Source organism: Micromonospora radicis (assembly GCF_003583405.1).
Lineage (GTDB): Bacteria > Actinomycetota > Actinomycetes > Mycobacteriales > Micromonosporaceae > Micromonospora > Micromonospora radicis.
This window is the reverse complement of record NZ_QXEC01000001.1, coordinates 207,414-232,731: the sequence shown is the minus strand read 5'-3', so window position 1 is coordinate 232,731 and position 25,318 is coordinate 207,414. Positions and strand designations below refer to the sequence as shown.

The 25,318-nt window shown below is 72.5% G+C and carries 28 protein-coding genes; 7 read left to right on the top strand and 21 right to left on the bottom strand.

The window, feature by feature from the left end; genetic code table 11:
- Window position 1: 1 nt before the first annotated feature.
- Entirely contained in the window at window positions 2-1,783 is a 1,782-nt protein-coding gene (locus tag D2L64_RS01075) for a PP2C family protein-serine/threonine phosphatase (protein WP_119572533.1), read from the bottom strand.
- A gap of 209 nt (window positions 1,784-1,992) precedes the next feature.
- On the opposite strand from D2L64_RS01075, the gene D2L64_RS01070 reads away from it, so the two are divergent.
- Window positions 1,993-2,391, top strand: a complete 399-nt coding sequence (locus D2L64_RS01070) for an STAS domain-containing protein (RefSeq protein WP_325049888.1) — start codon at window positions 1,993-1,995, stop codon at window positions 2,389-2,391.
- A 111-nt stretch (window positions 2,392-2,502) separates the two neighbouring features.
- Entirely contained in the window at window positions 2,503-2,847 is a 345-nt protein-coding gene (locus tag D2L64_RS01065) for an STAS domain-containing protein (protein ID WP_119572532.1), read from the top strand.
- 60 nt (window positions 2,848-2,907) lie between these two features.
- Here the strand turns inward: D2L64_RS01065 and D2L64_RS01060 are convergent, their stop codons facing one another.
- Window positions 2,908-3,228: a hypothetical protein gene (locus tag D2L64_RS01060; RefSeq protein WP_119572531.1), complete on the bottom strand. Its 321-nt coding sequence runs from the start codon at window positions 3,226-3,228 to the stop codon at window positions 2,908-2,910.
- Between the two features lie 236 nt (window positions 3,229-3,464).
- Between D2L64_RS01060 and D2L64_RS01055 the strand changes: the two genes are divergently transcribed.
- Window positions 3,465-4,442 (top strand): DUF2267 domain-containing protein, encoded by a 978-nt coding sequence (locus tag D2L64_RS01055; RefSeq protein WP_119572530.1) that lies wholly within the window; start codon window positions 3,465-3,467, stop codon window positions 4,440-4,442.
- A 75-nt stretch (window positions 4,443-4,517) separates the two neighbouring features.
- On the opposite strand, the gene D2L64_RS01050 is transcribed toward D2L64_RS01055, so the two are convergent.
- From D2L64_RS01050 to D2L64_RS01030, 5 genes are all read right to left on the bottom strand, one after another.
- Window positions 4,518-5,819, bottom strand: a complete 1,302-nt coding sequence (locus tag D2L64_RS01050) for an NAD(P)/FAD-dependent oxidoreductase (protein WP_119572819.1) — start codon at window positions 5,817-5,819, stop codon at window positions 4,518-4,520.
- 175 nt (window positions 5,820-5,994) lie between these two features.
- On the bottom strand, window positions 5,995-6,291 hold the full coding sequence (locus tag D2L64_RS01045) for a DUF6510 family protein (RefSeq protein WP_119572529.1): 297 nt from the start codon (window positions 6,289-6,291) through the stop codon (window positions 5,995-5,997).
- A gap of 13 nt (window positions 6,292-6,304) precedes the next feature.
- Window positions 6,305-7,027, bottom strand: a complete 723-nt coding sequence (locus tag D2L64_RS01040; protein WP_119572528.1) for a ferredoxin reductase — start codon at window positions 7,025-7,027, stop codon at window positions 6,305-6,307.
- Between the two features lie 8 nt (window positions 7,028-7,035).
- A complete protein-coding gene (locus tag D2L64_RS01035; protein ID WP_199714373.1) occupies window positions 7,036-7,626 on the bottom strand; it encodes a sulfite oxidase-like oxidoreductase in 591 nt (196 codons plus the stop codon).
- A 90-nt stretch (window positions 7,627-7,716) separates the two neighbouring features.
- Window positions 7,717-8,733, bottom strand: a complete 1,017-nt coding sequence (locus D2L64_RS01030; protein ID WP_119572526.1) for a TerC/Alx family metal homeostasis membrane protein — start codon at window positions 8,731-8,733, stop codon at window positions 7,717-7,719.
- Between the two features lie 233 nt (window positions 8,734-8,966).
- On the opposite strand from D2L64_RS01030, the gene D2L64_RS01025 reads away from it, so the two are divergent.
- Window positions 8,967-10,130: a CaiB/BaiF CoA transferase family protein gene (locus D2L64_RS01025; RefSeq protein WP_119572525.1), complete on the top strand. Its 1,164-nt coding sequence runs from the start codon at window positions 8,967-8,969 to the stop codon at window positions 10,128-10,130.
- Between the two features lie 80 nt (window positions 10,131-10,210).
- Here D2L64_RS01025 and D2L64_RS01020 read toward each other — a convergent pair whose 3' ends face one another.
- Entirely contained in the window at window positions 10,211-10,621 is a 411-nt protein-coding gene (locus tag D2L64_RS01020; RefSeq protein WP_119572524.1) for a DUF2267 domain-containing protein, read from the bottom strand.
- Window positions 10,622-10,764: 143 nt separating this feature from the next.
- Here D2L64_RS01020 and D2L64_RS01015 point away from each other — a divergent pair, with 143 nt between their 5' ends.
- A complete protein-coding gene (locus D2L64_RS01015; protein ID WP_119572523.1) occupies window positions 10,765-11,037 on the top strand; it encodes a DUF2795 domain-containing protein in 273 nt (90 codons plus the stop codon).
- 215 nt (window positions 11,038-11,252) lie between these two features.
- On the opposite strand, the gene D2L64_RS01010 is transcribed toward D2L64_RS01015, so the two are convergent.
- The 4 genes from D2L64_RS01010 to D2L64_RS00995 form a co-directional block, all read right to left on the bottom strand.
- Window positions 11,253-11,918, bottom strand: coding sequence for a hypothetical protein (locus D2L64_RS01010; RefSeq protein WP_119572522.1), 666 nt, complete (start codon window positions 11,916-11,918; stop codon window positions 11,253-11,255).
- 77 nt (window positions 11,919-11,995) lie between these two features.
- On the bottom strand, window positions 11,996-12,967 hold the full coding sequence (locus D2L64_RS01005) for a pirin family protein (protein ID WP_119572521.1): 972 nt from the start codon (window positions 12,965-12,967) through the stop codon (window positions 11,996-11,998).
- Between the two features lie 60 nt (window positions 12,968-13,027).
- Complete coding sequence (locus tag D2L64_RS01000; protein WP_119572520.1) at window positions 13,028-13,888, bottom strand: hypothetical protein; 861 nt, start codon at window positions 13,886-13,888, stop codon at window positions 13,028-13,030.
- A 125-nt stretch (window positions 13,889-14,013) separates the two neighbouring features.
- Window positions 14,014-14,355: a MazG-like family protein gene (locus D2L64_RS00995; RefSeq protein WP_119572519.1), complete on the bottom strand. Its 342-nt coding sequence runs from the start codon at window positions 14,353-14,355 to the stop codon at window positions 14,014-14,016.
- 136 nt (window positions 14,356-14,491) lie between these two features.
- On the opposite strand from D2L64_RS00995, the gene gdhA reads away from it, so the two are divergent.
- Window positions 14,492-15,829: an NADP-specific glutamate dehydrogenase gene (gene gdhA, locus D2L64_RS00990; RefSeq protein ID WP_119572818.1), complete on the top strand. Its 1,338-nt coding sequence runs from the start codon at window positions 14,492-14,494 to the stop codon at window positions 15,827-15,829.
- Between the two features lie 87 nt (window positions 15,830-15,916).
- On the opposite strand, the gene D2L64_RS00985 is transcribed toward gdhA, so the two are convergent.
- From D2L64_RS00985 to D2L64_RS00975, 3 genes are all read right to left on the bottom strand, one after another.
- Window positions 15,917-16,546: a hypothetical protein gene (locus tag D2L64_RS00985; protein WP_119572518.1), complete on the bottom strand. Its 630-nt coding sequence runs from the start codon at window positions 16,544-16,546 to the stop codon at window positions 15,917-15,919.
- 14 nt (window positions 16,547-16,560) lie between these two features.
- Complete coding sequence (locus tag D2L64_RS00980) at window positions 16,561-18,345, bottom strand: DUF4012 domain-containing protein (protein WP_233558690.1); 1,785 nt, start codon at window positions 18,343-18,345, stop codon at window positions 16,561-16,563.
- Window positions 18,346-18,445: 100 nt separating this feature from the next.
- Window positions 18,446-19,699: a glycosyltransferase family 4 protein gene (locus D2L64_RS00975; protein ID WP_119572817.1), complete on the bottom strand. Its 1,254-nt coding sequence runs from the start codon at window positions 19,697-19,699 to the stop codon at window positions 18,446-18,448.
- A gap of 162 nt (window positions 19,700-19,861) precedes the next feature.
- Here D2L64_RS00975 and D2L64_RS00970 point away from each other — a divergent pair, with 162 nt between their 5' ends.
- Window positions 19,862-20,416: an arsenate reductase/protein-tyrosine-phosphatase family protein gene (locus D2L64_RS00970; RefSeq protein WP_119572516.1), complete on the top strand. Its 555-nt coding sequence runs from the start codon at window positions 19,862-19,864 to the stop codon at window positions 20,414-20,416.
- On the opposite strand, the gene D2L64_RS00965 is transcribed toward D2L64_RS00970, so the two are convergent.
- The 6 genes from D2L64_RS00965 to egtC form a co-directional block, all read right to left on the bottom strand.
- Window positions 20,397-21,848 (bottom strand): polysaccharide biosynthesis tyrosine autokinase, encoded by a 1,452-nt coding sequence (locus tag D2L64_RS00965; RefSeq protein WP_119572515.1) that lies wholly within the window; start codon window positions 21,846-21,848, stop codon window positions 20,397-20,399. The two genes, D2L64_RS00970 and D2L64_RS00965, sit on opposite strands and share 20 nt — an antisense overlap.
- A gap of 231 nt (window positions 21,849-22,079) precedes the next feature.
- A complete protein-coding gene (locus D2L64_RS00960; protein ID WP_119572514.1) occupies window positions 22,080-22,361 on the bottom strand; it encodes a DUF1622 domain-containing protein in 282 nt (93 codons plus the stop codon).
- On the bottom strand, window positions 22,358-22,720 hold the full coding sequence (locus D2L64_RS00955; RefSeq protein ID WP_119572513.1) for a DUF1622 domain-containing protein: 363 nt from the start codon (window positions 22,718-22,720) through the stop codon (window positions 22,358-22,360). Before D2L64_RS00955 ends, D2L64_RS00960 begins: the two co-directional genes overlap by 4 nt.
- A 47-nt stretch (window positions 22,721-22,767) precedes the next feature.
- Window positions 22,768-23,355: a TMEM165/GDT1 family protein gene (locus D2L64_RS00950; RefSeq protein WP_119572512.1), complete on the bottom strand. Its 588-nt coding sequence runs from the start codon at window positions 23,353-23,355 to the stop codon at window positions 22,768-22,770.
- A gap of 213 nt (window positions 23,356-23,568) precedes the next feature.
- A complete protein-coding gene (gene egtD, locus D2L64_RS00945) occupies window positions 23,569-24,534 on the bottom strand; it encodes an L-histidine N(alpha)-methyltransferase (RefSeq protein WP_119572511.1) in 966 nt (321 codons plus the stop codon).
- Window positions 24,531-25,313, bottom strand: a complete 783-nt coding sequence (egtC, locus tag D2L64_RS00940; RefSeq protein WP_119572510.1) for an ergothioneine biosynthesis protein EgtC — start codon at window positions 25,311-25,313, stop codon at window positions 24,531-24,533. The genes egtD and egtC overlap by 4 nt, the downstream gene beginning before the upstream one ends.
- Between the last annotated feature and the right edge of the window lie 5 nt (window positions 25,314-25,318).

Below are 25,318 nucleotides of genomic sequence, written 5' to 3'. Positions count from 1 at the left end.
GTCACGGAGTCGCCGCCCGGCTGGCCGGTGACACCGGCGCGGGCACCGCGTGCAGGTGCCGCTGCGGCCGGCCGGCGGTGGTGGCCCGCAGCGCGAGCACCGCGATGTCGTCGTGGTCGCGTTGGGCCAGCCAGTCGCAGGTCACCTGCTCGATCCGTTCGGCCAGGGCCGGCGCCGGCATCCGTTGGCAGCCGGTCATCGCCTGCACCAGCCGGTCGGTGCCGAGTTGCTCCGTACCCCGCCGGCCGCCCCGCGCCTCGGTCACGCCGTCGCTGTAGAGCACGCACGTCTCTCCCGGTGCGAGCCGGGTAGTGACCTGACCCACCCGCGGATCCGGCACCACGCCGATGAGCATCCCGCTCAGTGGGAGCTGCTCGACCGCACCGGAGGAACGCAGCACCAACGGAGGGAGGTGACCTCCCCCGGCCAGCGTCAACGCCAGACCGCCGTCGCGGTGCGGCCGGACCACACCCAGCACCAGTGTGGCGAAGCGGCCCTGCCCGTGGGCCAGGGTGGTCTCCAGCAGGGCGTCGTTGAGCAGCCGCAGCAGCCGGGCCGGCTGCGCCTCGACCCGGTGCAGCGCGTGCAGGCACTGGCGCAGTTGCCCGGTGAAGACGGCGGCCTCCACGCCCTTGCCCGAGACGTCGCCGAGGAAGAACACCGAGCCGCCGTCGGGCAGCCGGTGTGCGCCGTAGAAGTCGCCGCCGATGCGCAGACCGGCCTGGGCCGGTCGGTACGCCGTACCCCACTGCACGCCCGGCGCCTGCACCGGCTCCGCCGGCAGCAGGCTGGCCTGTAGCGTGTCGGCCACCTCGGCCTGGTCGCGGTAGAGCAGGGCGGTGGTCAACGCCGCCCCGGCCCGGGCGGCGAACACCCGGAGCAGGTCGATGTCCTCCTCGTCGAACCACCGGGCGGCCGGTCGGGCGACCAGCAGCACCCCGACGGGGGCGTCGCGGCCGGGCAGCGCCACCAGCCGGGCACAGACGTCGGCGGCGGACAGCCCGGGCAACCAGCCCGCCTCGACGGCCTGCTCGGCCAGCCAGTCGACGGTGTGCGGGGTCAGTCCGCGCAGGCTGTCGGTCACCGACGAGGGCAGTTCCGCCGCGGCCAGCAGGCCCTGGTCGACCTTCGGGCCGTCGTCGCCGGCCCGCTGCGCCCGCCACCAGCGGGCCCGCCCGGACCGGGGCGCCAACACCAGCACGGCCACCTCGGCCAGCGCGGGCACCGCGAGTCGGACCACCGCCGCGGCGGCCCGGTCGGGATGCAGCGGGTTGCCGAGCTTCTCGCCGACCACGGCCAGGAACGCCGCGCGGGCCTGCTCCGCCGCCAACGCGTCGACCGACCCGAGGTGCTCGGTGACGTCCTCCACGTACCAGCAGCCGCGGCCGGCAGACAGCGCGACCCGGCGGGTACGCAGCCGACGTCCGTGGTGGGTGAACTCGGCGATGCCGGCGTGCCACCCGTCGAAGTTCGCGAGCGTCCCGCCCGGTACGGCCTCCGGTAGCAACCGTTCGGCCACCGGGCTGACGTGCCACACCACGCCGTCGGGGCCGCAGACCACGACGCCCTCGCGGAGATGTTCGGCGATCTCCGGCCAGTCCCGTCCGGCCGGGGCACGCGACGACTCCAGCCACTCCTCGGCGGCCGGGGAACGCGGCGGTTGCACGGCCGTCGGCGGCGCGGACCCGGGCGCGGCAGACCGCCACGCCGGGGCCAGGGAGGCACTCGGTGTGGCTAACCGTCCGTCGCCCGGGTCGATGTCCCTGACGTCGGCACCAGTCACCAGCTGAGCCCCACTCCTTCTCGATCGCCGCACCCGCGTCGAGCGGCGTGCCTGGTCGCGTCCCAGCAACCAGCCTACGCCGGTATCGCCGCGCCGCCACCTGGGCGACCGCCCGACCACGCCCTCGCCCCGCCCGTCGAGCGGCCCGCCGCGCTGGTTGTTACGATCCGAGCGCCCCTGCCCGCCCGCCACCGCGGAAGGCGTGATCGTTGCTGTCCCACGGTCGAAGACCCGAGACGACGCCGCTGAGCCTGTCCGTCGACCGGGCCGATCCCGACACGGCCGTGATCCGGGTGAGTGGAGACCTCGCGTACACCACGGCGAGCCCGCTGCATGCGGAGATCGACCGGGCGCTACAGGCCCGCCCCGGACTACTCGTACTCGACTTCGCCGGTTTGCAGTTCATCGACAGCACCGGGCTCAGCGTCATCGTGCACGCCTGGCGCGAAGGGCAGAAGTCGGGCATCGTCCTGCGGCTGCGGGCGGTGCCGCGGTTCCTGGAGACCATTCTCGACATGACCGGGGTGACCGGCCTGCTCGCCCGGCCGGTCGGCCCCGGCGCCCCGGTGACGAGCGAGCCCGACGGGCAACCCACCGTCACCGCCTGAGCCGGCCGGCCTGACGACGGAACGCGCAGCGGGCGGTGGGTCACTTCACGCGGATGACGAATCGCCCACCCCGCGACTTGCGCCAACCCGACGGACTGGGAGCATGGAGCCATGACCGCGCAGCTGTTGACCATCGAGGTCGGCCGGTTCGACGCTGGGCGGGCCGAGCTGAAGTTGACCGGGGACCTCGACTTCGACAGTGCACCCGAACTGATCGCCGCGGTCACCGAGTTGCGCCGTGAGGGTTACCAGCAGCTGGTCATCGACCTGGCGGGCGTCGGCCTGTGCGACTCCTCCGGTCTGAGCGCCTTCGTGGTGGCCCATCGGGGCGGTTCCGCACCGATCCGGCTGACCGGGGTCAGCGCCAACCTGCGGCAGTTGCTGGACCGTACCGGTCTCGCCGAGTTGCTCGAGATGTCCGCCACCACCGAGGACGACGTACAGGCAGCTGGCTGAACCGCCGACCGGGGGATGGCCCCCGACCCTGGGACCAGGGGCCGGGGGCCGGAGTTCGGCTCAGGGTGCCGGGACCGCAAACCCGGCTCGACGCGGTTCGGGTACCGGTTCGGCGTCCTCCGGCGGACCGGAGTCGGGCGGGCTGAACAGGTAGCGGACGAACTCCGCGCCCGTGTCGTCGTCGGCTCCGGGCCACTGCCCGGCACAGTCGACGCCGATCACCTCGCGGCCGGTGCCGTCGGCCTCCTCCAGCAGCGCCCACAGGCTCACGGAGTAGCACCGGGTGCTGCCGGGGGGCCCGGAGACGTCGCTCTCGGCGGCCAGGCGCCACCGGGCGTACCAGCCCGGGCGGGCGGGGACGATCTCGACAATCCGCTTCATCACGACCTGCCCTTCCGCGTGCCTCGGAAGATCTCCGGTCCAGGTCGATCGTCCGCACCGCTGGGGTGAGCGTCCCTCACCCGGCGAGGATGAAGCGGAATCGTCGCTGTCCGGCGGGCCCCGAGCCGGAGCCGGAGCGATCGTTTCGCGCCCGGTGGCGGCGGGAAGGCCACCGACGAGGCCAGGGAACAGCCACCGTTGAAGCCAGGGAACACCAGCGGAAGCGAGGTGTCACCATGCGCAAGCAGATGGAGGGCGACAACCAGCGTCGACGGGCGCTGGCCCGGCAGGCACGGGAACGCGGCCGGCAGGCCGGCGACACCGGGGCCAGCCTCAGTGCGTCGAAGCAGCTCACCCACCTCGACCAGGGCAAACGCGCCGGACCTCCGCCGGCCGGCAAACGCCACAAACCCGATGCCACGCGCGGTGGTCCCACCCCGGCGCCGGCCGGTGTCCCGGAGACCTCCCGCCCCCGCCCCGAACCGGGCAGGCAGGAACCGGGGGTGGCTCCGATCGGCTACCGGGATCTCGTCGAGGACGTGGTACGTCGGGCCGGCGTGGACTTCCGCACGGCGAAGGTCGGCGTGGAGTCCACCGTGCTCGTGCTGGCCTGGGCGCTGGGCGCGGCCGAACGCCAGCGCCTGCTGGCGGCGGTGCCGACCTCGCTGCACGACGTCGTGCCGGTCGACGGTATCGAGCGGCGGCAGGACCTGCCGGGCTTCCTGTCCGAGGTGGGGCGGCTCAGCGGACGGAGCCCCGAACAGGCCCGCTACCAGGCCGAGGCAACCCTCGCGGCGCTCGCCGAGCAGGACGGTGATCTGATCGAGTCGTTGCACGTGCCGGACGAACTGCGGGAACTGCTGAACCCGCCGTCCGTCGGCGGCGGGGTGGTCGGCGCCAGTAGCGCCACGCCGCCGCTGCCGAAGGCGGACCTCGACGCCGCGCTGGCCGACCTGCCGTACTGGTCGGACGAGGGCGACGGACTGTCGCGGACCCTCGAACTACCGGCGGACAACCTCGATCGGGTGTTGGACCGGCTCGACGAGCTGCGCGGCCAGACCGGCCGGGGGCCACGGATCGGCCGGGCGGACCCGAGCACCGCCGTACTGACCGTCACCACCGGTCGCGTCGGCGGGGTGACCGCGCTGGACGTCGACCTGGCCCACACGGTCGACGCCGCGATCGACGAGGCGGGCGCCGGCCTGGCCGGCTGACGAAGGTCGAGCGCCCGGGCGACTGTCGGGCCGGCGGGCACCCCGCCCGCCGGCCCGCACGCCCAGCCCCGCCCGTCAGCGAGCCCGGCTGGGCACCTCGGGTGAGGTGCTCTCCAGCGGTACGGCGTTGGCCGGTACGAGACCCAGTTGGGCCGCCGACCGGGGCAGCGTCGCGTCGAGCAGCCAGTCGGCGCTCACCCGGGCCCGGTTGCCCGGCATCGCCAGCAGGTGGTAGCCGCGGGTGACGGCCTTGGCCGGCAGGCCGGCCAGCGGCACCTTGAGCGGGTTCGCCGCCGCCTGCCTGCCGCCGAGGTCGACCACCCAGCCGAGGTCGTGGTGCTTGTACGGCCGGCGGCGGCCCTGCCCGTACGAGGCGGCGATGTTGTGTGCGGCCAGCTTGCCCTGCCGCTGCGCGTGCTGCGCGGTCATCGTGCAGACCTGGCCGGGGCGGGCCAGGTCGGGCACCGCGGCGGCGTCACCGCAGGCGTACACCTCGGGGAAACCGGGGACGTTGAGGTACTCGTCGACGACCAACCGCCCCTTCTCGGTACGCAGACCCAACTGGGCCACGAACGGGTCGGGACGTACGCCCACGCACCAGACGAGGGAGCAGGTCGGTATGTGCTCCCCGTCGGTGAGTTTGACCCCGTCGGCGGTGGCGACGGCCACGGAGGTGCCCATCCGGACGTCCACGCCGCGACGACGCAGCACCCGGTCCGCGGTCTTCGACATCCGCTGGTCGAGTTCGGGCAGCACCCGCGGCGCGACGTCCAGCAACATCCACTTCGGGCGGATCTTCAGCCGGGGGCGTTGGGCGGCCAGTTCGTCGGTGAACAGTTGTCCGTGGGCGGCCACCTCGGTACCGGTGTATCCGGCACCGACCACCACGAAGGTGGCCCGGGCCTGCTGCTCGGCCGGGTCCTCCGCCTGCTCGGCCAGCTCGATCTGCCGGACCACGTGGTCGTGCAGGTAGACCGCCTCGGGCAGGCCCCGGAAGCCGTGCGCGTACTCGGTCACGCCGGGAATCGGCAGCAGTTTGTTGACGCTGCCGACGGCGAGGACGAGCCGGTCGTACGCCAACCGGTTGTGGTCGCCCTCGGGTTGGCTGAAGCCCACCCAACGGTTCTGCAGGTCGACGTGGTCGGCCTCGCCGATGACCACGCGTACCCCGTCCAGCGTGCCGGTCAACGGCACGGCGACCCGGCCGGGCTCGACCACACCGGCTGCCACCTCGGGCAGCAACGGCAGGTAGAGGAAGTAGTCGGTCGAGTTCAGCAGGACGATCTCGGCCCGGTCGCGGGCCAGCCGACTCAGCGTCTTCGCCGCGTGGTAACCGGCGAACCCGGCTCCCACGATCACCACACGAGGTTTCGTCATCTCGGCCCGGTTCCCGTCGCCGGCCACGACAAACGTCCGCCCCGCAGGAGCCGACCGGTTGGCTGGTGCGGCTGGTGCGGCTGCAACCTGTTGGCACCCCGACGGTCGCCTGGCCCGGGAGGCACGTTCCTGGACCGGCGTGATTTCAACCTGAAATATTTATTTCACCCTGAAATCAGGGTTGCGCCAGTGGACCGTCGCCGGACGGCGGCATCGGGAACTGGAGGAACGTGGTGCCCCGCAGGTCCAGCCAGGCCCGGTCGGGCGCCCGGACCAGCCGCACCATCACCTCGGCACAGGTCGGGCAGCGCGCCACCAGTCCGGGCGCGTGCGAGTAGACCCGCAGGGCGGCCACCGGACCGGTGGCGCCGCAGTTCGCGCACCGCCCGGTGGCAGTGCTGAGGTCTACGGCGAACACCTCCCCCATCGGGCCGTCGAGCATGTTGCCGTCGACGTACGGCAGCGCGGTCATCCGCGGTCTCCTCTCAGCCGGTCGGGCCGAAACGTTCGGTGCGGACCCGACGGGCCGGATGTCCCAGCCCGACGAGCAGGTCGGAGACGGTCTCCACGAAGCCGGTGGGGCCGCAGACGTACACCAGCGGTTCCAGCTCCGGCGGCCAGCCGTGATTGTTGACGTCGGCGAGCCCGACCCGGTGTGGCTCGCCCCGCCAGCCCGGCGGCGCCTCACGGGTGTAGACGTACGCCACGTCGAGGCCGGCGTCGTCGCGCACCCGTTGGCGCAGTTCCTCGGCGTAGAAGAGGTCGGCGGGGGTCCGTACGGAGTAGATCAGCCGGAACGGCGTACGGCTGCCCGCCGCCCGCCGGGCACGGATCATGGCCATCAGTGGCACCACGCCGGAACCGCCCGCCACCAGCAGTACCGGCTCGGTCTGCTGCGGCCGCCAGATGAACCAACCGCCGAGTGGGCCGCGTACCTCGACCGGGTCGCCCTGCTGGAAGGCGTCCACCAGGAACGGCGACACCTCGCCGTCGGGCACCCGCTGCACGGTGACCTCGATCCGGTCGCCGTCGGCGGGGCCGGCCAGCGAGTACGACCGGGCGGCCTGGTAGCCGTCCGGTGCGGTGAGCCGGATGTCCACGTGCTGGCCGGGCAGGTGCGACGGCCAGTCGGGCACCTCGAGTACCAGAGTCTGCGCGCTCGGTGTCTCGACCCGGCGACCCACCAGCCGCGCCGGCTGCCAGCGCATCCGCCCGCTCAATCGCCCTGGTAGCGCTGCTCGCGCCACGGGTCGCCGTAGTCGTGGTAGCCGGCGGTCTCCCAGAAGCCGGGGGTGTCCTCGATGGTCAGGTGGATGCCGCGTAACCACTTGGCGGACTTCCAGAAGTAGAGGTGCGGCACCAGCAGCCGGGCCGGTCCACCGTGCTCGGCCGGCAGGTCGTCACCGTCGTACGTGTGCACCAGCCAGGCCTGCCCGTCGCGCAGGTCGTCCAGCGGCAGGTTGGTGGTGTACCCGCCGTAGGAGTGCGCCAGGGCGTAGTCGGCGGCCGTCTCGACCTCCTCCAGCAGGGTGTCCAGGGAGACCCCCTGCCAGCTGGTGCCCAGCCTGGACCACCGGGTGACGCAGTGGATGTCGACGGTCGGCGTCTCCTGGGGCAGCGACATCATCTCGTCCCAGCTCCACCGGTACTCGGTGCCGGTTTCGGTGGTGATTACGAACTCCCAGTCCGCCCGCGGCACCTTGGGTGTCGGACCGGCGGAGAGGACCGGGAAGTCCGGTGTCAGGTACTGCCCGGGCGGCAGGTCCGGCGCGCCGGACCGGGGCCGGCCCGAGAAGCCGGGCGTGATGATTCCCACCGCTAAGTCGTACCACGTCCGGGTCGGCACCCGGGGAGGTTCGCCGGCCCACCGGTCTTGGCCTGGTGGGCCGGCGTGTCGTCACCGTCGTTCGGTGACGACCTCCTTCGAGCCGGGCACCACGTTGCGGGTGGCCCGCAGACTGGTGATGGTGACGATGGTCAGCACGGCGATGATGACCAGGAGGGAGATCTCGGTGGGGATCAGCGGGACGCCCTCCCAGATGCCGTGCGCCCAGTGCAGGCCGAGCTTGACGCCGATGAACGCCAGGATGATGGCCAGGCCGTAGGTGAGGTGGACCAGCCGGCTCAGCGCCGCGTGCAGCACGAAGTACAGCGCGCGCAGGCCGAGCAGGGCGAAGGCGTTGGTGGCGAAGACGAGGTACGGGTCCTCGGTGATGCCGTAGACGGCCGGCACCGAGTCGACGGCGAACACCACGTCGGTGGCGAGCACCGCCACCACCACCAGCGCGAGCGGGGTGAGTGCACGGCGCCCGTCGACCCGGACGGTCATCTTCGTGCCGTGGTACTCGTTCACCACCGGCATGAAACGGCGCAGCAGGCGCACCGAGCGCATGTTGGCGATGTCGACCGACTGCTCGTGCCCGGTGAAGGCGTCGCGCAGCAGCTTGGCCGCGGTGAACAGCAGGATCAACGCGAAGATCAGGAAGGCGAAGTCCAGGGTCTGCAGGGCCGCCGCGCCGAGGGCGATGAAGATGCCGCGCAGCACCAGCGCGCCGGTGATACCGAAGAGCAGTACCCGCTGGGCGAGCACGCTCGGTACCGCGAAGGCGGCCAGCAGCAGCATGAAGACGAAGAGGTTGTCCACCGACAGCGACTTCTCGACCAGGTAGCCGGCCAGGTAGTCGATGCCCTCCTGACGTCCGTACTGGGACCAGACCCAGGCACCGAAGGCCAGCGGCAGGGCTATGTAGAAGGCGGACCAGCCGAGTGCTTCCTTCAGCGACACCTCGTGCGGGCGGCGGGTCACCACGAAGTCGAGCACCAGCAGGGCGACGACCCCGACGATGGTGATCGCCCAGAGCGACGGCGTACCGATGGTCTCGAAACCGGCGGCCGCATACGACAAATCAGACATGGATCCTCCTCGAACACCGTGTCATGTTCGAGGTCTCCTTCACCCACGTTTCGTGGGCAACCACCCGAGGCGCACCCTGGTGCGCCGTACTGACCGGTATGGTTCGTGGGAAGTACTCCCCTCGTGCTGACAAGGTTAGGGCAGCCCGATCCCGGCCGCCAGGCGGGGCACGCCGGTCTCGTCCGCCGAGGTCAACGGTGTTCCAGTCGGACACGAGTGCCTATCGTGAACCGATGAGCGCAGCGCAGTCCGGCCCGCTGGCCGGTGTACGCCTGGTCGAGCTGGCCGGCATCGGACCGGGTCCGTTCGCCGCGATGATGCTCGCCGACCTCGGCGCCGACGTGATCCGGGTGGACCGGGTGACCGACGTGGACGCCTCGGCCTTCGGCACCCCGCACCCCGACCTGCTCAACCGGGGCCGCCGGTCGATCGCGGTGGACCTGAAGTCGGCCGGCGGCCGGGAGGTGGTGCTGGCCCTGGTCCGTGACGCGGACGGCCTGATCGAGGGCTTCCGGCCCGGGGTGACCGAACGGCTCGGTCTGGGCCCGGCCGACTGCCACGCGGTCAATCCCGGGCTGGTCTACGGCCGGATGACCGGTTGGGGGCAGGACGGGCCGAACGCCCCGTACGCCGGGCACGACATCGACTACCTGGCCCTGACCGGGGCCCTGCACGGCATCGGCCGGGCCGGACAGCCGCCGGTGCCACCGCTGAACCTGCTCGGCGACTTCGGCGGCGGCGGGATGCTACTGGCCCTGGGCGTCGTCTCCGCGCTGTACGCGGTCCGCGGCGGCGCGGCCGGTCAGGTGGTCGACGCGGCCGTGGTGGACGGGGTGGCGGTACTGAGCACCCAGGTGCACGCCCTGCGGCAGCTCGGCATGTGGCAGGACCCGCGCGGGGTGAACCTGCTCGACGGCGGTGCGCCGTTCTACGACACCTACGAGTGTGCCGACGGGCGGTACCTGGCGGTCGGCGCGCTGGAGCCGAAGTTCTACGACGAGTTGGTCCGGCGGACCGGGTTTCCACTGCCGCCGGACGAGGCGCCGGACCGCACCGACCCGGCGAACTGGCCGGCGCTGCGGGCGGCCTGGGCGCGGCTGTTCCGCAGCCGGTCGCGGGACGAGTGGTCGGCCCTGCTCACCGCCTCCGACGCCTGCGTGGCACCGGTGCTGGACTGGCAGGAAGCGCCACGGCATCCACACCTGACGGCGCGGGACACCTTCGTCGTACGCGACGGGGTGGTCCAGCCGGCGCCGGCACCCCGGTTCTCCGGTACCCCGACCGCGCTCCGGCGGCCGCCGCCCTGGCCGGGTGAGCACACCGACGAGGTGCTCGCCGAGACCGGCTACCGCCCGGACCGGGTGTCGGAGCTGCGCGCCGCCGGTGCCGTCGGCTGACCGGAGCCGCACGCGGCCGGGTGACCGGGGGGCCGCACGCGGCCGGGTGACGGGGGCCGCACGCGGCCGGGGCTGCGCGTTCAGCGGCGGCGCAGGGTCGCGCCCGGCGCCATCGCCGGTTCGACCAGGTCGCGATAGTCGCGCGGCAGCTGCACCACCAGTTCGTCGAACTCTCCGCCGGTGACCGCCTCCCGGATGGTGGTGAACACCGCCCGCACCACGTTGCGGGCGGCCGGCTCGGAGACGTCGGCCCGCAGGGCCACCCGGGCGACGAACTCGGCCGCGCCGAACCGGTGTGCCGCCTCGGTACCGGGTGTCGGCCGCAGCGACAGCCGGAGCGGCTCGGGCAGCTGGACCGCCAGGTCCAGCGCCTCGCCGCCGGTCAGCCGCTCGGCGAGCGTCTCCAGGGTCGCCCCGGTCAGCTCCACCGCCCGTGCCGAGGACGTGCTGGTGCGCTGGGCGACCTGGTCGACGAACGTGTCGTAGTTCATCGTGTCTCCCCTCCGGTCGGCGGTTACCCGCCCGGCCGGCGCGGAAACGGCGGCCGATTCTCCGGGACACGGTGCGTGACCGGCGCCCGGGCGGGTAACCGCCGCCGGTCGTGGCCGGAACGAAGCCGGGAGGAGCCGACACCATGGCGAGCTACGCCGACGTTCTGCACTACCTGTCCAGCCTGGACTACCCGGCCGGGAAGGACGACGTACTACGCGAGGCCGAACGCGAGGGAGCCCCGGCCGACGTGCTGCGCGCGCTGCGTGCCCTGCCGCCGGTCGACTACGCCAACGGCACGGAGGTGGCCCGTTCGGCCGGTATCGAGGCCGCACCGGAGGTGAACGACGCGCAGCGGGCCGCAGCGGGCCGCGACAAGCGGCACCAACGGGTGTCCCAGCATCTGCGCAGCATCTGACCGGAACCATCGGACCGCAAACCCAGGAGGGCGCCCCGGCCGCGAACCGCGACCGGTGGCGCCCCTGGGTAACCACCTGCCCTGGTGGCGGCTGCGCCGAACCGGTCGCGGCCACCAGGCGGCCCCACGGCCGCCCGAACCGGGCAGCCGCTGTTACCGCGACCAGCATACGACACGCCATCATCCGAACGGACATGGGGGTACCAACCGAAGATCTAACCGGTCACTTCCGCGTACCGGTGCTCCAGGTCGATCCGCGCGAGCGCCCCGACCAGCCAGGCCAGTCGTTCCGATTCGCCGCCGCCGGCCACCTCGGCGAGTTCCGCGGCCGAACGCCCCAACCCGAGCCGACGTGCCGCCGCCAGCGCCCGCTTGTCGGCGACCGGCGCCACCTCCGCCCACAGCGCCTGCACCTCGCGCAGGAACAGGTCGACGACCGTCGCGTCCACCCCGGGCAGCGCGGCCAACAGCATCCGCTCACGGGTTGGGTCGTGCCGGGCCGCGGAACGCATCCGCCGCAGGTCACCCCGGTACCGCTCGGTCACGGTGCGGGCCAGGTCGCCGAGCAGGTCGGCGAGGGCGTCGACGTCGCCGCGTTGACCGCTGTCGCACAGTACCCGGACCCGGTCGCCGTGCGGAGCCCGCGCCAGCCGGGCGGCGCTGTCCCAGCCCGCCGCCGGTAGGGCGTGAGCGCTGTCCAGGGCCCGCCGGAAGTCTCCCCGGCGGGCCAGCAGCACCGCGAGACAGAGCAGTTGGAACAGGCTGGACGGGTTGTTGGTGACCCGGAAACCGTACTGCTCGGCGAAGCCTCGACCGCTGCCGGCGAGCCGGCGGGCCAGGCGCTTCCGGTCCTCGATGGTGGTGGCGACCGCGGTTGGCATGCCGGCTACTACCCGCCTGCGGCCCGGTCAGTCCCGCGGACCGCCGGCCCGGTCAGTCCCGCGGACCGCCGGCCCGGTCAGTCCTGGAAGCCGCCGGCCCGGTCGCGGGCCTTGAGTCGGGTGGTGGGCAGGGCGGGGGCGGGCAACGGCGGATCCGGATCGGCGGCCACGACCCCGAACCGCCGCCCGGCCATCCAGTCCTCGCGGGCGGCCACGATCTCCTCGTGGCTGCGGCCGACGAAGTTCCACCACATCACCAGCGGCTCCTCGAACGGGGTACCGCCGAGCAGCATCAGCCGGGTGCCGGGCTCCGCGCGTACGGCCAGCGAGGTGCGGCCGGTGCCGAGCCAGAGCAGCGCGCCGGGGGTGAGGGGTACGCCGTCGACCTCGGCGCTGCCGTCGACGGCCAGCAGCGCGTACTCGAAGTCCCGGCGCAGCGGCAGCGCGGCCGGTCCCGGGCCGGTCACCTCCAGCTGGGCGCCGAGCAGCGGGGTGTACGCCCGAGCCGGTGAGCGCTCCCCGTCGATCTCCCCGACCAGCAGCGTCACGTCCAGTTCCCCGTCCCGCCAGCGGGGCAGGTCGGCGTGGTGGGCGAAGTCCGCCGGACCGGAGCGGGCCGAGTCGGGCAGCGCCACCCACAACTGCACGCCGTGCATCAGCGGCGGACGGTCGGCCGGGGACCGCTCGGAGTGGGCGATGCCGTGGCCGGAGGTCATCACGTTCAGCTGCCCGGGGCGGATCGGCTGCACGTTGCCCAGGCTGTCGCGGTGCACGATCTCGCCGTCGAGCAGCCAGGTCACGGTCTGCAGGCCGGTGTGCGGGTGCGGCGGTACCTCCATGCCGGGGCGTACGGCGACGTCGTCCGGGCCGAAGTGGTCGACGAAGCACCAGGCGCCGACCAGCCGCCGGGCCCGCTGCGGCAGCAGCCGGCGGACCGTGGTGTAGCGGCCCAGCGGCACGTCGTGCCCCGGCAGCAGCACACTGCCCGGATCGACGGTCGCCACCCCGGGCGGTCGGGTCTCTGCCGGCAACGACTCGGTACGTTCCACCAGCCGACTGTACGCCCGCCACGGGCCCGGTCGACCCGGCTGCGGCGGCACCGGCCGGTGTCATCCCCGACGCACGGTGACCAGGTTCGCGCCGGCCACCAGGTCCAGGAAGATCCGGTCGACCGAGCGGTCCCAGTTCGGCGAGCCGAGCACCGTACCGGGCGGCACACCGTCGCGGCGTTCCTCGTACACGTTGACTCCGCCGGCCCCGGAGCGGGCGCGTACCCGTACCGGTGCCCCGTCGGCGACCGTGACGGCGAGGAGGTTCACCCCGCCGGTCACCCGCACCACCAGCGCGCCGCGGGTGCGCGGCAACCGCAGTTCGGTACGGGTCGCGCCACCGGCGAACTCCAGCGCGGACAGCCGTCCGGCGGTGAGGTCGAGCCGGCGTTCGGTAACCCCGCCGGTGATCCGCAGTTCCCACGACACCTGGGCGTTGAGCAGCACCTCCACCGCACCCGGCGCGTCGCCGATCCGCTGCATCCGCAGCCGCAACCGATCCCCGGTCAGCTCGGGACGGGGTCGAGCGTCGGATTCGGCCGGGCTGGTGATCCGGTACAGCTCCTCCCCCAGGTCCGTCACCCGCAACTCGAACCGGGTCACCCCGTCGACCAGCTCGAAGCTGGCTCGCTCGCGGCCGTCCAGCGGCGCGGTCATCGCCTCCTCGGCGCGCTCCGCGGCCGCCCGGGCCGCGCCGCCCAACCCGCTGGTGCCCGCCGGCTCGGCCGTCTCCTCCGACTGCGGTCCGGCGCCGGAGAAGACCAGGCCGAGCCGGTGCGGGTCGGAGAGGATCACCACCACGGCGACCCCACCGAGCCCCAGCACCAGGACCGCGGCGGCGGCCAGCAGTCGTGCCCCGGCCGACCAGGTCGGCCCGGCCGGGACAGCCGCGTCGCCGGCCTCGGCCGGTTCGCCGTCCACCGCGCCGCCCGGCGCCGGCCCATGGGTTGTCGGACAGTTCGTGTTCCGCCCCGAATCGGCCATGCCACGTCCCCTTCCACGGTCCCCCTACCAGCAGACACGCACCAGAGGGCGGGATGGATCAGTCAGGCCGGCGCCGATGGGGTGGGATCGGCCGGCGGTGCCACCCGCTCGGCGACCTTGCCGGCGCAGTTCGCCAGCACCGTCCGGGCGTCCAGGCCCAGGCTCTCGATGGCGACCAGGGCGGTGAACGCCACGTCGGCGAGTTCCGCCACCACGTCCGGCCGGGTGTGGGTGACGCCCTTGCGCGGGTTCTGCCCGAGCGTGCCGATCCAGGCGGCCGCCACCTCGCCCACCTCCTCGGTGAGCTTGAGCACCCGGCAGGTCAGCTCCGCCTCGCCGGTGCCGTTCGCCACGTCCAGCCACTCCCGCGCCGTACGTACGGTCGCCCAGATCGTCTCGTCCACGTCAGCCGATGAAGTCTCGTCCACGGCGGCCAGTGAACCGGACGACGTGGAGGATCCGTATCCGGGGGCACCGTCGCCGCGGCGGCGGTGAGGTGCGGCAACGAAGCCGCGCCCGGACCGGAAGGACGTGTCGGTGATGCCGGAGACGGTCGAGTCGGTGTTCGCCAGGGTGGTCACCCGCAACCCGGGTGAACCCGAGTTCCACCAGGCGGTACGGGAGGTGCTGGACAGTGTCGGCCCGGTCCTCGCCCGGCATCCCGAGTACGCGGACGCCCGGATCGTCGAGCGGATCTGCGAACCGGAGCGGCAGGTCATCTTCCGGGTGCCGTGGGAGGACGACCGTGGCCGGATCCGGGTCAACCGGGGCTTCCGGGTGGAGTTCAACAGCGCGCTGGGCCCGTACAAGGGTGGTCTGCGTTTCCACCCGTCGGTCTACCTGGGCATCGTGAAGTTCCTCGGCTTCGAGCAGATCTTCAAGAACGCCCTGACCGGGCTGCCGATCGGGGCCGGGAAGGGCGGTGCGGACTTCGACCCGAAGGGCCGGTCGGACCGTGAGGTGATGCGGTTCTGCCAGAGCTTCATGACCGAACTGCACCGGCACATCGGCGCGCAGACCGACGTACCGGCCGGGGACATCGGGGTGGGCAGCCGGGAGATCGGCTACCTGTTCGGGCAGTACAAGCGGATCACCAACCGGTACGAGTCGGGGGTGCTCACCGGCAAGGGCCTGTCGTACGGCGGCGCGCAGGTCCGTGCCGAGGCCACCGGCTACGGGGCGGTGTTCTTCGCCGAGGAGATGTTCGCCCAGGTCGGGGAGGGTCTGGATGGCAAGCGGGTGGTGGTCTCCGGCGCGGGCAACGTGGCGATCCACGCGATCGAGAAGGTGCACCAACTCGGTGGCACGGTGCTCACCTGCTCGGACTCGGCCGGGTATCTGCTCGACGAGAAGGGCATCGACCTCGAGGTGTTGCGGGAAGTGAAGCAGCGTCGTCGCGGCCGGCTGGCCGACTACGTACGCGAGGTCCCGCACGCGGTCGCCGTCGCCGGACGTACCCCCTGGGAGGTGCCCTGCGACCTGGCCCTGCCGTGCGCGACCCAGAACGAGATCGGCGCGGCGGAGGCCGCCGCGCTGGTGGCCGGCGGCTGCCTGGCGGTGGTGGAGGGGGCGAACATGCCGACCACGCCCGACGGGGTGCGCGTCCTGCGCCGGGCCGGGGTGCGGTTCGCGCCCGGGAAGGCCGCCAACGCCGGTGGGGTGACGGTCAGCGCCCTGGAGATGCGGCAGAACGCCAGCCGGGAGTCGTGGACCTTCGCCGAGTCGGAACAACGGCTGCGGGAGACCATGCGCGACATCCACGCGCGGTGCTGGGCCACCGCGCAGGAGTACGGCCGCCCCGGCGACTACGTGGCCGGTGCGAACATCGACGGCTTCCGTCGGGTGGCCGAGGCGATGCTCGCGCACGGGGTGGTCTGAACCGGACAGCGGTACGCGCCGGTGCCCGCCGGAAGGGATCCGGCGGGCACCGGCGCGCGTGTTACGAACGCTGCCCGCAGCGTGGGATCAGCGTGTGCCGAACCGGCTGCGCCGACGCCAGAGCATCGTGCCGAGCAGCAGGACCGCGCCCGTGGCGACCAGGCCGCCACCGACCTTCAGCGGCGTGTCCAGGCTGCTGCCGGTGACCGGCAGGTGCGGCTTGCGCTTGTGCAGCACCCGCAGCTCGGTCGAGGCGGTACGACCCGACTCCCGGCCGACCGCGGTGATGGTGAGCAGGCCGGTGACCGACGGCGTGTACCGCCGGGTGAAGACGCCGTTGCTGTTGGTCCGGGCGGTGAAGCTCAGCGGCGCGCCCGCCTGGAACGCCACCGGCACCATGGCGACCGTGCTGCCGTCGCCGCGACGTGCCGTACCGGCGGCGGGCGCGGCCAGCGGCTGCACCGTGACCGACAGGTCCACCGTCTCGTTCGGCCCGAAGTCGCGGCCGGTGAGGACGACCGTCTCGCCCACCACGATGCTCGGCTGGTTCGCCGTCAGCGTGGCGAGTTCCGGTGTGTACGGCGGTGGTTGGGGCGGATCCGTGGCCGTGGGCGATGGAGACGGCGCCGGCTGCGGCTGTGCCGCCCCCGCCGCGGCCGGCACGGTCGCTACAGCCAGTCCGACCGTGAGCGCCATGATGATGCGGGATAGCCGCATGATCTCGTTCCCTCCTACTGTGAACAGCTAGGTGCGGTGACAACTTGGGTGGTCCATGGGGTGGCGGTCGGGGTCAGCCACAGCTCGGCGGACCCGCTGCCCGTCTTGCCGGTCAGCAGCGAGACCTCCAAGGTGCGACTGCCACCCGGGCCGACCTCGACGTTCACGGTGGCCACCTGCCGGCGCCGTTCGGTGCCGGTGGCCACTGCGGTCTCGGCCCCTTCCAGGCGGGTGTTCAGTACCGCGCCGCCAGCTGGTCCGTACACCGAGACCAGGGTTCGGATGGTGTACGGATCACCCGCCCGGCCCAGGCCGAGGACCGACTTGCTCAGTCCGGAGCTGGGGGCGGTGGACCGGATGGTCACCCGCAGGCTCAGCTCCCGACGGCCGTCCGCCTGGCAGGCGCCGACCGCCAGGTCGGCGCTCTGCCGCAGGTAGTAGCCGAGTTTCGCGCCGCTGCCGTCGTTGAGGAACACGCCGACCGTCGGCACGCTGTCCTCTTCCGGAAGCGTCCCGGCCATCCGGCTGTCGCCGAACATCCGCTGTTCCTCTGGTCGAGCACTCCAGAACAATATCCGACGTTCTTGCACAGATCGGTCAAATGCGGACAACAGCCCGTTCGGGCTGGTGTTCCGCTCGAACAACGTGTTGAACACCTTCGCGGCGGCGGCGGCGAAGAAGGCGTCCTGTTCCTTCGGTTCCAACCGCTGGTAGGTGTCGTGCAGCAGGGTCTTGACCGCGTTGTCGGCGTCGATCGTCACCCCGTCGGCGAGCCGTACCGCACCGGTGACCCTCAACAGGTACGACAGCGCCACCGGGTCGACGGCGAGCACTCCGTCGACGGCCTCACCACCGCGCTGCCGGTACATCTGCCGGAACAACGACGCCGCCGTCGGGAAGTGTGGCGTCAGGTTGACGTCCGCGGGATACATGCCGGGCAGGTCACCCCAGAGCGCCCGCACCTCCCTGGGCACCTTCAGCGGGTCGGTGAAGCGGCCGAGGCTGCCACTGCCGCCCTGCGCGCCCATCTTCATCCGGCCCCGGTTCGCCTCGATGACCGCGTACGCGCCGATCATGCCGCCGGTGGCGCGCAGTTCGGCGGAGTTCTGCGAGACCAGCAGGTACTGCCGTGGCCCGTCGACGCCGAGCAACGCCGGCAGCAGGCGGCTGGCCCGATCCGCCGCCGAACTCAACGCCGCCAGCCGGTCGATCTCGCCGCGCAACTCGACCAGCGCCTGCCGGATCGGGCCGACCAGCCGATCGTCCGGGATCTCGGCCAGCTTCGCGCGGGTCCGCTGCACCGTCGCGTCCACCTCGACCAGTTCCGCGCTGACCGTCCGCAGCGCCGCCACGTCCAGCCGCCCCTCGCGAGGCACCAGCCCACCGAGGTCGACCCGCAACAACGCCGGGAACGTCGCGCGGGCCAGGTCGTCGATCGCGATGGAGATCTGCCGCACCGCCGAGAAGTTCGACCCGGCGTAGGGCACCTGCCGGCCGAGCCACCAGCCTGGATCCCCGGTCGCGCGACGCGCGGCGCCGGACTGTTCCTGGAGCGCCGAGAGGGTGCGCTGCGCGCGTTCGGTGTCGCCGCCGACCAGTTGGCGGCTCAACTCACCGGCCAGTCCCGCGGCGTTGGTGAGGTGCGACCGGGCCTGCCAACCCCGGAACCCCACCCAGCCGGCGACACCCAGCAGCAACGAACCGGCCACCAGCGAGGCGAGCAGGATGCGACGCAGTCGGGCACGCCGCCGTCGGCGGGAACGACTCTGCCGACGACCCGGGCTGTCGCTATCCGTCACGCCGCACCTCACTCCCAGTAGTTCGGAACTTCCGGTAATCCGGACAGAAGGCATCACAGTTCTAACACCCAACGATGGGATTGGTGCCGTAATGACGGCTTCAGGCGATATGCGACTCTCGCTCGCTACTCACCTTCCGGCCCGATCCCGCGTCGGCCGCCTCCCGCAGCAGCTGCTCGATCCGGTCCACCCCGGCCGGCAGGGACATGTCCCGCAGGTACGCCGCACGCCCCCGCCGCCCCATGTCCAGCCGGGCCGGCGGCGGTATGGTGGCGGCCAACCAGAACCGGTCGGCCAGGCTGGCCCAGTCCTCCGGCGGGCAGGACAGTCCCGCCCGCGTGCGCTCCACCAGGGCCGCCGTGTCGCCACCCGCCGAGGCCACCACCGGCGCGGCGCAGGAGAGCGCCGCCTGCAGCTTGCCCGGCACGGTGCTGCGCAGCGCCGGCAGGTCGCGCAGCATCACCAACTGGTAGTCGGCGGCGGCGTACAACTCCGGCATGTCCAGCGGCGACCGGCGGTCGACGAAGCGCACGTTGTCGGCCCGCAACTCCTCGGCGAGCCCCCGCACCCGCCGCTCGTCCGCGCCCGAACCCACCAGGACCAGGTCCATGGTCCGGTCCAGGGCCGCCGCCGCCCGGACCGCCGTCTCCAACCCCTGCCGGAATCCGATGGTGCCGGCGTGCATCACCACGCAGCGCTCGTCGCGGCGAACCAGGTTCCGCGCGGACGCGCTGGCCGTCGCGGGGCGGAAGATCCGCTCGTCGGTCCAGTTGAGCACCGTGCGGACCCGATCCGGGTCGGTGCCGACCGCCACCACCGCGTCGCGCAGCGACGGCGCGGTCACCGCGATAGCGGCGGCGGACTGGTACGTGCGGGTCATCGCGGCCCGGACCCGTGCCGCCCACCGGCCGTCGTCGGTGTCCGCCGGCGCCTGCTCCGCCCACACGTCCGGCACGTGCAGCACCACCGGCACGCGGCCGAGTCGACGCAGCAGTGCCACCGAGGCGAACGCCGTGGCCGGCGGCTGGTGTACGTAGAGCACGTCGACACCGGCGAAGTAGCGACGTCCGACGAGCGCGGCGCTGCCGGCGAAGGAGAGCCAGGAGGCCATCCGTCCCCGTACGCCACCGTCACCCGTGCTGTACCGGGGGACCCGCCGCACGGTCAACCCCCGGCTGTGGGTCTCGTGCCGCCAGCGCTGCCGCCATCCAGGGTAGACGTGCCCGCCGGGATAGTCGGGGAAGCCGGTCAGCACCCGCACCTCGTGACCCCGCGCGGCCAGTTCCACGGCCAGGCTGCCGGGAATGAACGCCGGCTCCGGCGGAAAGTGGTAGGTCAGGATGCCGATCCGCACCGAGCCACCTCCGTCCCCGCCCATCCGTTCGGCGCGGCGGCCCCGACGGTGGGCGCCCCGCCTGCGTACGATGCCGGGAACCCCTCCCGGGACGGCCGCCGCCGATGGCCGTCCCTCGTCGCGGCGCTCCCGCCCGCGACCACGTCGTCGAGGGAGTTCCACATGGTCAACGGGGTGTTGTTCGTCTGCCACGCCAACCTGTGCCGGTCACCGATGGCCGAGTACACCGCCCGCCGGATGCTCGCCGGCCGGCCGGTGACCGTGGCCAGTGCCGGCACCGACGCGGTCGAGGGCCTGGCCATGCACCCGTACGCGGCGGAGATCGCCGCCGAGACCGGCGAGGACCCGGCGGCGTTCCGTAGCCGGCGGCTGGCGCCCGAACACCTCACCGAGGCGGTGCTGGTACTGACCGCCACCCGGCGCCAGCGGTCGATCTGCACCGCGCTGGCACCGGCCGCACTGCACCGGACGTTCACGCTGCGCCAGTTCGGCCGGCTCGCCGCGGCCGTCGAGCCGCCGGTGGACGAGCAGGACGACCCGTTGTCCGCCGCGGTGACCGCGGCCGCGCTGGCCCGGGGGCGGCTGCAACCCGCCCCCGGGGACGCCGACGACCTGCGGGATCCCGTCGCCGGCACCCCGGAGGACTTCCGGCGCTGCGCGGAGGAGATCGAACGATCCCTGCGACCGCTGGCGCTGCTCATCGGGACAGCCGGGTGAGTTCCTGCGTGTGGTCGACCTTGTCGGCGGCGGCATCCCGCTCGGCGTGCCGGCCAGCCGGGATCCCGTCCGTCGACGCGGTCCCCGCGACCACCCGGTAGGCCTCGTACTGGTACGCCTCGGTCTTCGGCACCCGGGCCATGTTCAGCACGCAGCCGAGCAGCCGCACCGACACCGAGTGCAGGGCCCGGGCCGCCGCGGCCACCTGGGTCCGCGAGGTACGACCCTGCTGGCTGACCAGCAGCGCGCCGTCGGCCTGCACCGCGACCACCACACCGTCGGTGACCGCGAGCAGCGGCGCGGTGTCGATGATGACGATGTCGGCCGACTCGCGCAGCGCCAGCAACAGGTCCGACATCGCCTTCGAGCCGAGCAGTTCGCTCGGGTTGGGCGGCGCCGAGCCGCTGGGCAGCACGAGCAGTGACTTGTCGCCCCAACGCTGTACCACGTCACCGACGTGCACGTCGCCGACCAGCACGTCGGTGAGCCCGACGCCGGAGTCGATGCCCAGGTAGTCACCGACCTTGGGCCGGCGCAGGTCGGCGTCGACCAGCAGAACCCGCCAGCCCGCCTCGGCCAGGGCGATCGCCAGGTTGCACGACATGGTGGTCTTGCCCTCGCCCTGCAGGGCGCTGGTGACGGCGATCACCCGGGCCGGCTCGTGCACGTCGACGAAGCGCAGGTTCGTCCGCAGTTTGCGAACCGCCTCGGCGCGGGCCGAGGTGGCGGCCTCACCGACGATCAGTGGCGCCACCCGGGCGCTGGGATCGAGCGGGATCTCGCCGAGCAGCGGGCTGCCGGTCACCCGTTGCAGCCCGGCGGCGTCCCGCAGTCGGACGTCGGCCATGCCGCGCAGGATCGCCAGGCCCACGCCGGCGAGCAGCCCGAGCAGGGCGCCGATGACGGTGTTGCGTACCGGCTGCGGCGAGACCGGCGTGGGGCTGACCCCCGGGCCGCTGACCACCTCGATCTTGATCGGTCCGGCGCTGCCGTCGGGCCGGGTCTCGACCTTCTGGACCAGTTCCACGAAGTTCGCCGCGAGCGCCTCCGTGATCCGCAGTGCCCGGGCCTGGTCGGTGTCGGTCACCGAGGCGCGCAGCAGGACGGTGCCGGTTTCGGTGGAGGTGCTGACCCGCCGCTGGACCTCATCCGCGGTCAACCCCAGTTGCCGCTCGGACACCATGCTCTGCGCGAGCCGGTCGCTGGTCAGCAGTTCCGCGTAGGACTTGACCCGCTGCTGTAGGAAGAGCCCACCCTGGTAGGCGTCGGAGACGCCCTGGCTGGGGGTGGTGACGAAGAAGGTGACCGAGGCGACGTACCGGGGTTGCGCCCGGACCGTGACCAGGGCGGTCACGCCCAGCGCGACCATGAGGGTGACCAGGACGATCCACCAGTGCTGGCGCACGAGGCGTAGCTGGCGCAACAGGTCCATCAGACATGCCTCCGGATCGGGCCGGTAACGCCAAAGAGCTTCACAAAAACCCCCAAGGTCGACTCAATCTCGTGAAACCATTAAAGCGGCTTCTGCGACTTATGTCCGGAGTTAGGTGTTTTCCTCGCAGACCACGGTGCTCGGAATGCCCAACCGGAGCGACGGTGCGTCGGAATCGCTTTCCGGCGGAAAAGATGCGGGTTTCTCCGGGGCGGGCGCGCGAGGACGCGCTCACCGCCGCCCGGGCCGACGAGACCGGACCGTCGCGCCGGGGTGCGACCGCCGATAGTCGGCGAGCAGTGCACCACGCAGCACGGTGCGCAGCAGCACGATGGCGACCACCCCGGCCAGGTCCGCCCAGGTCTGCTCGCCGACCAGCCGGACCAGGCCGGCGGCGACCAGCATGTCCAACAGCACCCCGAGGGCCGTCGGCACCGAACGGGTACCGACCAACACGATGCCGGCGGCGAACACGCCGATCACGGTGATCACGGTGGAGAGGGTGGCGGTCATCCGGTTCGCCCCCGGCGGTCGACCTGCCGCTGCTCCTGCTCGATCTCTCGGCCGAGGACGTGGTTGAGCCCGGTCCGGATCGCGGCGATGGCGGCGAGTTGGCCGATCTGCGCGAAGGTCGGCGACAACGCGGTACGCAGGATGTCCGCCGCCAGCTGGAACTCCAGCCCGAGGACGAGGAACCGACCCAGGGTCAGCCGGATCCGGGTGAAGACGGTGGCGTCACGCTGACGCAGTCCGTCGACCACGAACCGCAGCGCCGCCCAGGCCACGCCCGCGACGATCACCGCGACACCGACGACCTCCACCGCGGTCACCACGACCTGGTGGCCGCGGTGAAGGATCACCTCGATGTCCATCCCGGCGCCTTACCCGGCCGGCACCCGGGTAGTCAGCGCCGGGGCACTCAGAGCAGTTCCGCGGCCGCCTCGATGATCAGCCAGAGACCACTGAGGGCGAACAGCGCCGCGGCACCGTACTTGATGGTCCGTTCCGGCAGTTTCCGCCCGAGCAGCCGGCCGACGATGATGGCCAGCGCGTCGGCGGCGACCATGCCGATGGTCGAGCCGATCCAGGTGCCGAACCAGCCGTACTGGGTGGCCAGGGTGATCGTGGCCAACATCGTCTTGTCGCCGAGTTCGGCGAGGAAGAAGGCGACGCCCACGGTGAACACCGCCGACTTGCCACTCTTGGCGGCCTTGCGCTTGTCCTCCTCGGTGAGGGTGTCACCCCGCAGGGTCCACGCCCCGAATCCGATGAACGCCAGACCCGCCAGCAGTGAGATCCAGCCGGTCGGCAGGGCGGCACCGAGGCCGTGGCCGATGGCCACCGAGGCCAGGTGCACCACGGCGGTGGCGACGGTGATGCCGATCAGGATCGGCAGGGTGCGATATCTGGTGGCGAAGGCGAGGGCCATGAGCTGGGACTTGTCTCCCAGCTCGGCGACGAAGATCACGCCGAAGCTGACCGCCAGCGCGACGAGGAAGCCTTCCATGACGTCCTTCCGGATCAGGCCGGGAGGAGGTACGGGGATGCCCTCGACCCGGCTGTACAGCCTGGGTCGAAGGTCTCGCCCGCCTCGTCTGACGAGGCCGCGTGGCCGGATGCGGAACGCACCAGTATGTCGACCACGACGTTGCGGGCTACTCCCCTTCGCTGCGCCAAGCCTAGCCCATCATCGGCCGGGCCGGCCCCACCGGGGCGCCGGTCAGTCGGCGCGGGCCAGCGTCACCCCGAACAGGTCGTCCGGGTCGGTCCAGAACCGCTCGGCGTGCCACCCCGCGGCGGCGAGTTCGGCGGCGATCCCTTCGGGGCGGAACTTCGCCGACACCTCGGTACGCAGCTCCTCCCCCGCGGTGAAGCTGACCACCAGGTCGAGTATCCGGACCCGCATCGGCCGCTCGGCCCGCAGCCGCATCTCGATCCACTCCCGGTCCCGGTCCCAGAGCGCGACGTGGGAGAACGCCTCCGGGTCGAGATCCGCGCCGAGTTCCCGGTTGAGCACCCGCAGGACGTTGCGGTTGAACTCCGCGGTCACCCCGGCCGCGTCGTCGTAGGCGGGCAGGATCACCGCCGGATCCTTGACCAGGTCGGTGCCGACCAGCAGCCAGTCGCCGGCCTCCAGGGCGGTCCGCATCCGGGTGAGGAACTCGGCCCGTTCGGTCGGCAGCAGGTTGCCGATGGTGCCGCCGAGGAAGATCACCAGCCGCCGACCGCCGGCCGGCAGCCGGTCGAGATCCCGGGTGAAGTCGCCGACGATGCCGCGTACCCGCAGACCCGGATAGTCGGCGGCGAGCGTCACGGTCGAGCCGCGTAACGCGCTGACCGACACGTCCAGCGGTACGAAGGTACCCAGGCCACCCCGGCGGGTGAAGGCGTCCAGCAACAGGCGGGTCTTCTCCGAGGAACCGGAACCCAGCTCGATCAGCGTCTTCGCCCCGGTCAGCTCGGCGATCTCGGCAGCTCGTCCGGCCAGCACCGCACGTTCGGCGCGGGTCGGATAGTACTCGGGCAGCCGGGTGATCTCGTCGAACAGCTCGCTGCCCCGGGCGTCGTAGAACCACTTCGGGGGCAGCCACTTGCGCTCGGCGGTCAGCCCGACGCGGACGTCCCGGCGCAGGTTCTCGGCGATGTCCTGGTCGTCGAGATGGATCTCGAGCGGTTCCGCGCTCATCTACTTCCCCTTCCGTCGAGCTGATCGGGTACCACCGCCACGCCGAGGGCCTGCCGGTGTACCTCGGTCGCGTTCGCCCGGACGAGGTGCCCCTGCGGCACCTCCCGCCAGCCGGGTTCGTCGTCGTGTGGTTCGGAGGACAACAGCACCGAGTCGGCCGTCGCCCGCAGCGACAGCGCGTGCCCGAACGCGCTGGCGACCACCGTGCGGCCGTCGGTGAGCAGCAGGTTGAGCCGCGACCCGGGGGCGGCCGCGGCCACCGAGGTGACCGTCTCGGCGACCGCCCGCGCCGGGTCGAGACCCGCCCGCAGCCGATGACGTACCAGCGCCCACAGCAGCGCCGAGTCGGTGGTCGCGTCGAGGGTGAGCAGATCCCGTACCGGCAGCTCGGCGGCGAGCGGGACGATCGAGTCCGGCCAGCCGCGCACCACACCGTTGTGGCTGAACAGCCACCGTCCCTCGGCGAACGGTGCGGCGGCGGCGTCGACGACCGCCATGCCGACCGTGGCCGACCGCACCGCGGCCAGCACCGCCGTGGTAGAGGTGACCGCCGCGAGATCGGCGATGGTCGGGTCGGTCCAGATCGGCTGAGCCCGCCGGTACCGCACCGGCGGGCCGCTGTCCGGGTACCAGCCGACGCCGAACCCGTCGGCGTTGATCGTCCCGCCGCCGCGCATGTCCCGCGGTGCCCAGGACTGCCGCAGCAGCGAGTGCGGCGGGTCCAGGAGCAGTTCGCGCAGGGTCACCGGGGGACCCAGGTACGCCAGGTGGCGGCACATCAGGC